Source organism: Dyadobacter sp. CY323 (assembly GCF_021390245.1).
GTDB lineage: Bacteria > Bacteroidota > Bacteroidia > Cytophagales > Spirosomataceae > Dyadobacter.
Genome location: NZ_JAJUXH010000004.1, coordinates 254,029 through 266,201, shown reverse-complemented (window position 1 = coordinate 266,201; position 12,173 = coordinate 254,029). Strand labels below are relative to the sequence as shown.

Annotated in this window: 12 protein-coding genes; 10 read left to right on the top strand and 2 right to left on the bottom strand. The window is 46.0% G+C overall.

What is annotated here, in order from left to right; all coding sequences use genetic code 11:
- Positions 1-6 precede the first annotated feature (6 nt).
- The 3 genes from LZG72_RS10135 to LZG72_RS10125 all read left to right on the top strand — a co-directional run bounded on the left by LZG72_RS10135 (position 7) and on the right by LZG72_RS10125 (position 3,839).
- Positions 7-1,566, top strand: a complete 1,560-nt coding sequence (locus LZG72_RS10135) for a SusD/RagB family nutrient-binding outer membrane lipoprotein (protein ID WP_233871062.1) — start codon at positions 7-9, stop codon at positions 1,564-1,566.
- A 214-nt stretch (positions 1,567-1,780) separates the two neighbouring features.
- A complete protein-coding gene (locus tag LZG72_RS10130) occupies positions 1,781-2,713 on the top strand; it encodes an RraA family protein (protein ID WP_233871059.1) in 933 nt (310 codons plus the stop codon).
- Between the two features lie 19 nt (positions 2,714-2,732).
- Positions 2,733-3,839 carry a bile acid:sodium symporter family protein gene (locus tag LZG72_RS10125; RefSeq protein ID WP_233871056.1) on the top strand — a complete coding sequence of 369 codons (1,107 nt, stop codon included), beginning with the start codon at positions 2,733-2,735 and terminating at the stop codon, positions 3,837-3,839.
- Between the two features lie 64 nt (positions 3,840-3,903).
- On the opposite strand, the gene LZG72_RS10120 is transcribed toward LZG72_RS10125, so the two are convergent.
- Positions 3,904-4,407 (bottom strand): GNAT family N-acetyltransferase, encoded by a 504-nt coding sequence (locus tag LZG72_RS10120; protein ID WP_233871498.1) that lies wholly within the window; start codon positions 4,405-4,407, stop codon positions 3,904-3,906.
- Between the two features lie 120 nt (positions 4,408-4,527).
- Between LZG72_RS10120 and moeB the strand changes: the two genes are divergently transcribed.
- The 4 genes from moeB to LZG72_RS10100 all read left to right on the top strand — a co-directional run bounded on the left by moeB (position 4,528) and on the right by LZG72_RS10100 (position 8,355).
- Positions 4,528-5,574, top strand: coding sequence for a HesA/MoeB/ThiF family protein (gene moeB / locus LZG72_RS10115; protein WP_233871053.1), 1,047 nt, complete (start codon positions 4,528-4,530; stop codon positions 5,572-5,574).
- Positions 5,575-5,686: 112 nt separating this feature from the next.
- A complete protein-coding gene (locus tag LZG72_RS10110) occupies positions 5,687-6,826 on the top strand; it encodes an ATP-binding protein (protein WP_233871050.1) in 1,140 nt (379 codons plus the stop codon).
- A gap of 97 nt (positions 6,827-6,923) precedes the next feature.
- A complete protein-coding gene (locus LZG72_RS10105) occupies positions 6,924-7,805 on the top strand; it encodes a sulfite exporter TauE/SafE family protein (protein ID WP_233871047.1) in 882 nt (293 codons plus the stop codon).
- Between the two features lie 79 nt (positions 7,806-7,884).
- Positions 7,885-8,355 (top strand): NADH-quinone oxidoreductase subunit A, encoded by a 471-nt coding sequence (locus LZG72_RS10100; protein ID WP_233871044.1) that lies wholly within the window; start codon positions 7,885-7,887, stop codon positions 8,353-8,355.
- On the opposite strand, the gene LZG72_RS10095 is transcribed toward LZG72_RS10100, so the two are convergent.
- Positions 8,352-9,101: a hypothetical protein gene (locus LZG72_RS10095; protein ID WP_233871041.1), complete on the bottom strand. Its 750-nt coding sequence runs from the start codon at positions 9,099-9,101 to the stop codon at positions 8,352-8,354. The genes LZG72_RS10100 and LZG72_RS10095 overlap by 4 nt on opposite strands.
- A 136-nt stretch (positions 9,102-9,237) precedes the next feature.
- Between LZG72_RS10095 and nuoB the strand changes: the two genes are divergently transcribed.
- From nuoB to LZG72_RS10080, 3 genes are all read left to right on the top strand, one after another.
- Positions 9,238-9,762, top strand: a complete 525-nt coding sequence (gene nuoB / locus LZG72_RS10090; RefSeq protein ID WP_255700996.1) for an NADH-quinone oxidoreductase subunit NuoB — start codon at positions 9,238-9,240, stop codon at positions 9,760-9,762.
- Between the two features lie 9 nt (positions 9,763-9,771).
- The gene (locus LZG72_RS10085) at positions 9,772-10,314 is read left to right on the top strand and encodes an NADH-quinone oxidoreductase subunit C (RefSeq protein WP_233871038.1); all 543 of its coding nucleotides are present in this window, start codon (positions 9,772-9,774) and stop codon (positions 10,312-10,314) included.
- A 107-nt stretch (positions 10,315-10,421) separates the two neighbouring features.
- The gene (locus LZG72_RS10080) at positions 10,422-12,134 is read left to right on the top strand and encodes a hypothetical protein (RefSeq protein WP_233871036.1); all 1,713 of its coding nucleotides are present in this window, start codon (positions 10,422-10,424) and stop codon (positions 12,132-12,134) included.
- The last annotated feature ends 39 nt before the right edge of the window (positions 12,135-12,173 follow it).

The window sequence follows — 12,173 nt, the reverse complement described above, 5'->3', positions numbered from 1 at the left end:
CTCCAAATGAAAAGCATTTTTCAAAAACTCATATATGCGGCGCCTCTGGCCCTGATGTTGAATTCCTGCGATAACGGATTCGAGGAAATGAATGTGGACCCGAACAAATATTCAGAAGTTGTTCCGGGCTATTTGTTCACCAGGTCACAGCTCGACGGTGTAAGCACAAACTTCACCGGTGCGGCTTATCTGACGATCGGGCAGTCGATGCAGCATTTTGCAACCTATAAAGAAGTACCGGCGGCTGGTGATAAGTATTTCAATTACACCTACTCGACTGGGAACTGGAATGCATATGCCGGAACTCTCCAGGGACAAGGTGCGGTGGTCGCGATCCAGCAGATTATTGATGCGACAAAAGAGAATGCGGCTGATGTGAACAAACTTTCGGCTGCCAGGATCTGGAAAGCATACATTTTCCATAGGCTCACCGACATCTACGGGGATATCCCCTATTTCGACGCTGGAAAAGCATTATCAGACAAAAACTACGGTCCGAAATACGATACGCAACAAGCCATTTACGCGGATTTGCTGAAAGAACTGGACGAGTCGATCGCTGCGTTTGACGCTACAAAACCAACGTTCGGCACGGCGGACCTGATCTACGGCGGGGATATTCCTAAATGGAAGAAATTCGCCTACTCGCTAATGTTACGCCTCGGAATGCGTTTGACGGAAATTGACAATGCAGGTGCCAAAACCTGGGTCCAGAAAGCCATTGCCGGCGGTATTATTATGGATGATGCCGACCGCGCTGTGATCGCCTATGTGGATGGTTCACAGGTTGCAAGCCGTAATTTCATCGCAAACGGGTTGTTGAGCACCGATTACATTACTCCTGGCGGCGACAATGTAGAAGGTGGGAAACTCGCAAAAACGCTGATCGATTATTTGAAAGCAACCAAAGATCCGCGTTTGAATGTGATCTCGGTGGTTTGGACGACGACCGATGGCAAAACGTTCACAGCTGACACCACTACGGCTCTGCAAAGTGGTATGCCAAATGCGGCATTCAACAATTTACCTGCCAACTTCAACTCATTTTCTGAGCCCAACCCAAACACATTGCTAAAATACAGCACGCCGTTACTGGTTTTTGGAAATGCGGAAACCAATCTTCTTCTGGCAGAAGCGGCCGTTCGCGGATGGTATGCAGGCAGCACGGCAGCGGCGGCTTACGAGGAAGCTGTGAAAGCAGGAATGCGTCAATGGTCGCTTTTCGGATCGGCGGGTACCATTTCCGAGGCTAAAATTGCGGCATACCTTAAAGCGAATCCGTATAAAGGAGGCACGGTAGCGCAGCAGATCGAGCAGATCTCCACTCAAAAATGGGTAGCATTGTTCCTGGAAGACGAATATGAGATTTTTGCCAACTGGAGACGTACGGGATATCCGGTTTTGACGCCGACCAACTACCCTGGAAACCTGACCGGCGGGAAAATACCAACCCGCTTCGTGATCCCGGATTCGGAGGAAACGTATAACAAAACCAACTTCCTGGAAGCACGTACCCGCCAGGGCGGCACGAATGCACTTTCCAGTACGGTTTGGTGGGATAAATAAAAACTCCCCATTTGATTTACGGATTGCAGCGTCACAAACTGCAATCCGTATCTTTTTTTAAAAGGAATAAAAAATCCAGGGATAGAATGAGGTTTATGATGCCTTTTTTCTGTCTTAACACCAGATACCCTGAACCCATAATAGATGTATCATAAAACAACACAATCGACTACCTTTAACCACCCAATCCTGACCGTTAACTACTTTCTAATTTATGAGATTACGATTCCTGACTATCCTCAGCGCTTCCTTTCTGGCTTTCGGCACTTTGCATTCCGCTCACGCTCAGACTATTTCAAAAGAAGAACTTATATTTCTAACCTCTGAATGGAAAGGCGAACGATTCCCCGACGGCCGGCCGAAAGTTTCCGATGATCTGGTACGTCGGGTTAAGAACATTACGATTGAAGAAGCATGGGTTGTACTGCAAAATGAAGGTTATAACTGTCAGTTTGATGGAAACTGGAAATTGCTGAAGGATGATATCGTAGTTGCCGGCCGCGCGCTGACCGCCCAATTCATGCCTTCGCGCCCGGACGTTGAAAAGCTTATTAAAGATCGCGGAAACAAGAACGGACGAGCTGGAAACACAAATTCCTGGCCGATTGAGCAGCTTTCTAAAGGTGATGTTTATGTGGCCGATGGTTTCGGAAAAATTGCGAGCGGAACTTTGATCGGAGACAACCTAGGGACGTCCATTTTTGCCAAATCCGGAAACGGTGTCGTATTTGATGCCTCCGTGCGTGATTTGGAAGGACTGTCAAAAATCGAAGGTTTCAATGCATTTGTACGTGATTTCGATCCATCGTTTTTGAAAGATGTTTTTTTAAGTGGTTTGAATGTGCCAATCCGGATCGGCCGGGCAATTGTGTTGCCAGGCGATCTTGTTCTCGCTAAAAAAGAGGGTGTTATTTTTATCCCCGCACATATGGCCGAAAACGTAATCCAGACTGCCGAATTTCTTACGCTACGGGACAAATTTGCAATTCAAATGCTTAAAGAAGGTAAATTCTCGCCTGGACAAATCGACAATCAATGGACGGACGAATTGAAAGAAAGCTTCCTGAAATGGCTGGATAAAAATCCAAAGGAAATTCCGATGAAACGTTCGGAACTGGATGAGTATATGAAAAAAAGAACCTGGTAATCTTGTCAAATCACGCATTATGAACATTTACAAGATCCTCTCGGGTGTTGCGGCACTATGTCTGGTTGCTGCACTTTTTCTTTCGGTTACCGGAAATCTGCCTGCTGCCGGGCCTTTTTTTATCGGCTTTTTCCTGGCGCTAGCCGTCAGTTTTCGAGGTTATGATAAATTAAAAGGCTTTACCTATACGACGGTAATATTTGCAGCGGTAACCACCGCACTCTACTATCCGCACTATTTCCAAACCGTCGGCGATTTCAAACTAGCCGCGCTCATTACCCCACTCATCCAGATTATTATGTTCGGAATGGGGACATCCATGAGCTTTGGTGATTTTGTGGGTGTTGTAAAAATGCCAAAAGGGGTATTCATCGGCGTAGTCAGTCATTTTATCATCATGCCGACTATTGGTTATACGTTAGCCAGTCTCAGCGGTTTCCCCCCCGAAATTGCCGCCGGGATTATCCTGATCGGCTGCTCACCCAATGGGATGGCATCGAATGTAATTTCGTATCTGGCAAAAGCCAATCTCGCGCTTTCCATTACCATTACCGCCATTTCAACGATGCTGGCCCCGATCGTGACACCGGTACTCATGAGCCTTCTGGCAGGTGCTTTTGTACAGATTGACACGTTGTATATGATGTGGGACATTATCAAAATGGTGATTATCCCGATTGGTGCCGGTTTGGTTTTCAATAAATTATTCAGTGGAAAAGTGAAGTGGCTGGATGCGGCAATGCCTTTGGTTTCGATGGCAGGAATTGCATTCATTATCGTGATCATCACAGCGGCCGGCCGCGACAGTCTTCTCACCATCGGGCCTACTTTACTATTGTTGGTATTGATCCACAATCTTTCGGGCTATACTTTGGGATATTGGTCGGGCAGGCTATTTAAAATGAGCGAACGTGATTGTCGTACGATCGCCATTGAGGTAGGTATGCAAAATGGCGGGCTGGCATCCGGCATCGCAAAAGAAATGGGCAAAATGGCCACGGTTGGGCTAGCTCCTGCGATTTTTGGCCCACTGATGAACATCACCGGATCGATCCTCGCTTCGTGGTGGCAGGGTAAACCGACCGGCGACGAAGAGACGTATGTAGAAACGGGGCGTGCGCATTAGGCCGTTTTTGGCGTTAGACTTGCCAAGTTTGAAAAACTTGGCAAGTCTTGTTCTCCTTATCGTCTCAATCTTCTTCCAGCAGCAACTGCATAAAAACCAGATCCAGCCACTGATCAAATTTGAAGCCGACTTCTTTCAGGTAGCCTTTTTCTACAAATCCATATTTCTTGTGAAACTCAATGCTGCCCCGGTTTGCAGCATCTATACCGCCAATCATCGTGTGGATACCCGATTCCTTCGCGCGCTGGATCAAGCTCCCCAGCAACTTCCCACCAATACCCATTCCCCGGGACTTTTCGTCCAGGTAAATCGAATGCTCGACGCTGAATTTATACCCGATTTTTGGTCTGAAAATAGTATAGGATCCGTATCCAATGACAACACCTTCCATTTCTGCAACGATTACGGGCATACCATCGTTGAACATCTGATCGAACCAGGCTTTTTGCTGGTCCAATGTTCTTGGATCGTAATCGTAAATGGCAGTGGTATTCAGGATGGCGTGGTTGATGATGTCAAGCAGAAAAGGTAAGTCTTTCGGAGCGGCACTTCTGATAATAAGATCCATCAAGTAAATAAGGTCGTTTTCAGGTGAAATAAACAGCGTTAAAGTTACCCGATATTCTCAAAAAATGAATGGGTGAAAAATGCATTAATTTGATAGATTCGTCAAGCTAATAAAACAACAATGCTCGAACCCGAAGAACGTAAGCGTTACAGCAGACAAATCCTTGTCCCGGAATGGGGTATGCGCGGGCAGGAAAAGGTCAAGGCTGCCAAAATTCTGGTAGTCGGGGCGGGCGGGCTCGGCTGTCCGGTTTTGCAATACCTGGCAGCTGCCGGAGTTGGCGAGATCGGCATTATAGACGACGACCTGGTGGATATGACCAATCTGCACCGGCAAATCCTATATTCTTCCGCTGATATCGGAAAAAGCAAAGCATTAACAGCTGTGGAAAGGCTTTCTGTCTCAAACCCGTTTGTTCGTTTAAAAGCCTACACTGAGCGGCTCACTGATCAGAATGCCCGGGAAATCGTCTCTGGTTATGATCTGATTGTAGATGGGTCCGACAATTTCCCGACCCGTTATCTGGTCAATGACATTTGCGTAGAGCTCAACAAACCGTTTGTTTTTGGTTCGATCCTGCGATTTGAGGGGCAGGTTTCTGTTTTCAATTATAAAAATGGGCCTACTTACCGTTGCCTTTTTCCGGATACCAGTGAGGAAGACAATTGTGCGGAGGCTGGTGTGATCGGGATTTTGCCGGGAATGATAGGCACTTATATGGCCAATGAAGCATTAAAAATTGTTTCCGGTGTCGGCGAACCTTTGTCGGGGAAATTATTGGTAATCAATGCATTGACAAACACGACTTCCACCTTCCAATTTTCAAGAATCGCTTTTTCTTCCCCGCCTCTAACCGAAAGCATCCAGATTCCCAAACCTGCTGATCCCGTGATTCAGGAGATTACCTGGGAGGAATTTGAAAATCTTCAGCAAGCCAATCCCGACCAGATTGAGCTGATTGATGTAAGGGAATATTACGAGTTTGAGGCAGACAATTTTGGTGGACAAAACATTCCACTCTCCGAAATTCCGGAAACCATTTCGTTGTTTCCTGCGGGAAATACCATTGTTTTTTATTGCAACAGCGGAATAAGAAGTCAAAAAGCCGCTAAGCTACTGATTGATAGCGGATTTTACGGAAAAAGCTTTTGGGGAAAAGGCTGGTAATGACTGAAGAAACCTAAATTGGTTGAGTCTATTCAACAAATTTAGCTAAATTGGTTGAATCAATTCAATGAATTTAGCTAAATTCGTTGAGTCTTAGCCAATATACGCAACCATGCTGTTCTCCCGATACATCTTTGAAGCTTTAAAAAGTAAGCTCCGCTCAAACAAAGTACTGGTACTCTCTGGTGCACGCCGGGTTGGGAAAACTTACCTGCTGAGGCAGATCCGAAAAAGCTTTGATGGAAATTCCATGTTTTTAAATGGAGAAGACCTCGACACGATATTACTGCTGGGCGATCGAAGAGTTGCCTCGTATGCCAGGTGGACCCGAGATGTCGAATTATTAATCGTGGATGAAGCTCAGGTAGTCCCTGAAATTGGCAAAGCCTTAAAATTATTAATTGATACGTTCCCCGAGCTGACCATTATTGCCAGTGGCTCATCAGCCTTTGAATTATCAAATCAAACGGGAGAGCCGCTCGTTGGGAGACAGATCAGCTTTCAACTTTTTCCAATAGCGCAGCTTGAACTATCAAAACAGGAAAATTACTTTGAAACCAGGCAACAATTGGAAAGCCGACTTGTGTTTGGAACGTATCCGGATGTTCTGCAAATGACAAGTACCGACGAACGGACAACCTACTTGAAAGAACTTGTAAATGCCTATTTGCTCAAAGATATATTAATGTATGAGCAGGTAAAATACTCGCACAAAATGCTACAGTTACTTCAGCTAGTAGCTTATCAGGTCGGTCAGGAAGTTTCCTATGAAGAACTTTCAAAGTCATTACAGATCGACCGGAATACAGTCGAACGTTACCTTGATCTTTTCTCCAAAGTATTTATCATCTTTCGTTTGGGTGGTTTTAGTCGCAATCTTCGAAAGGAAGTTACCAAATCGTCCAAGTGGTATTTCTTCGATAATGGTATCAGAAACGCACTTATTAATAATTTCCTACCAGTCACCCAGCGTCAGGATGTAGGAGCACTCTGGGAAAATTATCTTGCAGCAGAACGAATGAAGGTGAATACATATTCCAAAAAAGACCCCCTCACTTATTTCTGGCGAACCTATGATCAACAGGAGCTCGATTGGCTGGAACTGCATAATGAGCAGTTGAGTGGATATGAATTCAAATGGAACGATGCCAAAATCAAATTCCCGAAGGCATTTGTTGACGCATACCCCGAAGCAACTACACATTGGATCAATCGGGATAACTATATTGAATTCGTGAATGGAGAAATTTAAAAGCTAATAATATTTAAAACTTTAATAATCTATTAATTACGTAGATTAAATAGTTTTCTTATTTTTGTGCTTCTCTGGTTCACTAATGTTACGTCCAATGCTTGCCAAAGTTCTCTCGCTCAAACTTCCGTCGTCTTATCTCTGGTTGGTAATCCCCGTGTTTGCGGTTGTCTTGCTTGTGGTCGCACTTTTTATAACTGGCACCATTTCCATTACAGGTGAGCAAGTTACGTCGTTTGTGAGCAGTGACTTTGCATTGTACCTGTTGGTTGGCCTCGCCGCCCAGCTTGTGGATGGTGCGCTTGGAATGGCTTATGGAGTTACCTCAAATTCATTTCTGCTTACGTTGGGCGTGAGTCCGGCCATTAGTAGCGCGAGCGTTCATTTTGCCGAAATCTTCACGACCGGGGCGTCCGCCGTTTCTCATTTCCGGTTTAAGAATATCAATAAAAAACTGTTTAAAAGTCTGCTTATTCCCGGTGTGATCGGTTCCATTGTGGGTGCATACCTGCTATCGGATGTGATTGATGGGAATTTTATCAAGCCTTTTATCGCATTCTACATGCTGATCCTCGGTGTGATCATCATCCGAAAAGCAATTCAAAAGAATCTGGTTAAAAATAAAACCAAGAACATCAGCATTCTCGCCGCTGCCGGCGGGTTTCTGGATTCCATTGGCGGCGGCGGATGGGGCCCCATAGTTACTTCCAGCCTGCTCGGTCAGGGGCGTGACCCGAGGTACACGATCGGATCTGTAAATGCAGCAGAATTTGCAGTAGCATTTGCCAGCGGCATCACATTTATGCTTTTTAATGGAATCAGCAACTGGCAGGTTGTGCTGGGACTGATCGTGGGAGGTGTGATCGCAGCTCCGTTTGGCGCGTTACTGGTAGGGAAAATCAAACGCAAGCCTCTCATGCTCACCGTTGGTATCCTGGTGATCGCATTAAGTATCCGCACCATCTGGACAAGTTTGTAATCCCGGAAAGACTTAGTTTCCGACAATTTGGCTTCGCAATGCCTAAAATCCTTAGTTTTGCGAAAACTAGCCTCTCATTATGCTCTCCGATTTCGGGCTCATATTACTTTTCATGATCGGCGCACTCGGCCTGCTCGGCGTCGTTTTAACGATAGCTAAACTCCTGCGCCCGCACCATCCCAATGAAGAAAAACTCACAACTTACGAGTCCGGGGAAGACCCGATGGGAAATGCGAGCATTCAGTTCAATGTCCGTTTTTATGTCGTTGCGCTGGTTTTTGTTTTGTTTGAGGTAGAATTGCTTTTCCTGTTTCCGTGGGCGGTCGTGTTTGGAAATGAGGAATTGATCGAACAAACCAATGGGCAGTGGGGCTGGTTTGCAATGGCAGAAATGAGTGTTTTCATCGGCATTCTGATTTTCGGGCTTGCCTACGCCTGGGCGAAAGGCTACCTCGACTGGGTACGTCCAAAACCGCAGATACCGGAAGTAGAATCACCGGTACCCCGCGATCTGTATTCGAAAGTCAATGAGAAATATAAAAATGTTTAGTGCATTTTCATTCCTCCCCACTTTTTCATTCCCGGTTTAGGAAAAAAAATAAGTCCCAGCTGAACATACACCTGGTTTACTTTCAGACTGGAAAGGTCGCTCACCGTTACGTTTTCTCCCTTCCATTTTCTTTTACCCAGGATCGGCTGGTGATACGTTACTTTCCCGCTCAGATAAACCTTCTCATGGAATTTCGGCAGGAAATTCATTTTGTAATCCACTCCCAACCCGCCATGCAGATTGATATTACCCGTAAACAATTTGACAGCCTGGAACGCGGACGGATTATTGACGAGCTGCGCCATGGTTGCTGAACCATTGCTTTTTATACTCAATCTATAAAGCATTAAATCGACACCAAGCGGGATCAAAACATTCCACCGGCTGGTATTTACCAGTTTGGGGCCGCCATCCGTACCAATACCTATGCCTCCCAGATAAGCCTTTCTTTCATTTTTATCCTTAGTATAATTGGTACTGTTCATAAGAATAATCCGCCCCTCCGAAAACCACCGTTCCGATTCTGTGCGTCGCGCAAGTACGATATTACCCATGAAAGACGTGAAGGGTTTGACCTGCAACCGGGAAAGCTGATCACGGATCGCTTTGTTGTTTGGTAAAAGACCGAATTCTGCATAGATCCCCATGCCGGATTTGAAAATTCTGGTGGTACTATCGGTTTGAGAGATTGCGGATCCTGCGGTGATGACGGCCAGTATCAGAGTAAAGAGTAGCTTATTTTTCATACGGATTTAATTAATTGCGTTTGCTTTTGTAACGTTTGCTGAAACGGTTTCTTACCAAATATGGTTTTATTTGTAACAACCTGTTAAGACAGGCAGGCAATATCCATACCAACATTTTGCATCTCCGATTACAGCAATGAGTGAACGAATAAAAACCGGCGACGGAGGAATTATCCTCACCAATGCAGAGGACCTGATGAACTGGGCACGGCTTTCATCGTTGTGGCCGATGGGCTTTGGACTGGCTTGTTGTGCGATTGAAATGATGGCGGCTTATGCGTCCAATTATGATCTGGAACGATTCGGGATCATGCCCCGCCCCAGCCCCCGGCAGTCGGATGTGATGATCGTCGCGGGAACAGTTACTTTTAAAATGGCCGACAGGATCAGGAGATTGTACGAGCAAATGCCCGAACCGAGATATGTGATTTCAATGGGCAGCTGCTCCAATTGCGGCGGACCTTATTGGGAACACGGATACCATGTGGTGAAAGGTGTCGACCGGATCATCCCGGTGGACGTGTATGTTCCCGGCTGCCCGCCGCGCCCGGAGGCATTGATCGGTGGCTTTATGAAATTGCAGGACAAAATCCGGAAGACACATACTCCCGCTCCAAAGCTTTTTCTTGAAATGGAAGCATCACAAACGGTAACCGCCTAAGTCAGAGTTATGAATTTCCAAGAAATCACCGCATTAATCTCCTCACAATTCCCGGATTTGCATATCAATGCCGACACAAAAGGTCCGCAGCCGATCCTGATCATTCCGGTGGAAAGTGTCGCGGCGGTCTGCAGTTTTTTGTATACCAATGAAAACCTTTATTTCGACTTCCTGGCCTGCATTACGTCGATAGATAATGGCCCGGGTTTGGGTACTATGGAGCTCATCTATAACATGACTTCCATTCCTTATGGCATTGATCTGACGCTCAAAACGATTTTTCCCCGCAATACTCCGGGCACCCCGCTACCCTCGGTACCGACGGTCAGCCACATCTGGCGCACAGCCGATTGGCACGAACGGGAAGCATACGATCTGATGGGGATCCATTTCGTAGGACATCCGGACTTGAGACGCATTTTGCTTCCTGAAGACTGGGAAGGACATCCTTTGCGAAGAGATTATGACGTTCAGGAACGGTATCACGGCATTTATGTCAGATACGAAGACGGTACCGCGGCGCCACTACCCGATAATGAAGATCGCGCCTGAAATACCACCTGCATTTAAGATAAACCCATTTGTAAATAACCGGATCAAATTTGGTAGCATCGAAAAGCATCACTATTTTTCGTTAGAAATATCTAATGTTCACGTGCATGCGCTTCATCTTCCTAGCTGCCTTTTTTTCCGGATTACTTACCGTTTCTTTTGCCTCCACTGATTCATTAATAATCAAAGGCCGCATTCAGAACCTCAACGGAAGGCTATACCGGCAGGCTTCCTTCATAAATTTTTCGAGAAATAACATACTTCAGCCCGCGTCGGAGCTCAGCAAACAAGCGCCATTACAACCAGACGGCAGTTTCCGGGTTTCATTGCCCATGCTTTTTCCCCAGGAAGAAATCTACCTCGACTACGGCGGCAAAGCGTTTACCACATTTCTGGGATCGCCCGGCACAGTTGAAATCACTTTCGACGGTGACTCGCTGGGGAAAGCAAAAAGGCTTTTTTATTTTGCAGGAGTAAATGCGGAAGCCAACAATCAGTATCCACTTTACATAGAAGCTGAGAATAAGCTCGGCGAATCGTCGAAGGTGCTGATGGCTCCAAGAATTACCAATCCGAAGGAATTGCTGGGGCGGGAATTTTTTAAGGATTTTTGGCTTAAAAATACGGCCGAGGCAAAGATTTCCGCCACTTCCCGGGCGCAATTGAGATTATCTGCCGTTCAAAATATTACTAAAAACAATATCCTGTCCCCAGTTTTATATCAGTGGATAAAATCGGTTACCGATGAGGAAGCATTACAGCTGCTTTACGAACATGCCATGGGGACTGATTATGCGGTAACAAAAGATCTGTTGGACAGCTTGAAAAGACTGGATGGCCCTCCGCTCACGGCGCAGCGGGTGATTTGGGCGAACCGGTTTGGAAATTATGCCGATGTCGTTGTCGAAAGCCGCAAAATGGCAAATCCGGCCAGAGTGAATTCGCTGCCAGTTCGCATGATGTCTGCATTGATCCGGAACAACACACCCAACCTCTCGCTGGAAGACCGGCAGCATCTGGACCGCATTACGGCAAATGGCCTCGCCGAGAAAACGGAACTGGATTTCCTGAACAAGCTTTTTGCAAAAAATGAAATGGTACTGAATCTCCTTTTCAATTTTGAAAGACAAAACAGGATCTATGAAGACGTTTTTGACAGTACGGCCACTGAATTTTTAAAGGTGCGGTACCTGGCCCAAAATATGTACAAATTCACGAATCAACAGCAACTTCTTCTCAGCAAGCATATTCAGTCCAGAACGGGAATACCGCAATTCAAACAATCGCTCGATGAAATCGTGGCCCTTGAAGTCCGGGACAGTGCCGATGTTCGTAAACTGGTCAACTTTAAAGGTTTAAGGACAGATCCGGTAGAAGCACTGCCCGGTTACTGGCTGGCGGCTTCCAATGACCGGGGGACAGCCTGGTTTAACCGGGTTTTAGAGGGTTTTAAAGGAAAAACGGTATACCTTTCAAAATGGAACATTGAGGATGGGAAAAGCCGCGAAGAACTGGATTTCATTCCTACTCTTCAAGCCCGCCTGCCGGAAGACATTGTGTTCCTGTACGTGCATTTGCCAAATGAAGAAACTGGTGTATCGGATATACTTCTCAAACAATACATCGTTCGGCACAAATTGAAAGGTGTCCATTTGTTCATGCAAAACGATCAGATGATGGATTTACTTTTCAGGCTTAACCCACTCGATGCAGCTACTTTCTCGATTATCAGGCCGAATGGGAAGTTTGCTGCGAAAAACGCTACAACGCCCAGCGATACGCAAAAAACAATTCAAGCGATTTTACAGGCGGGTAAATAGTACATATCTGACCTGCCTGCATTTGCGTTAAGTTTGTTG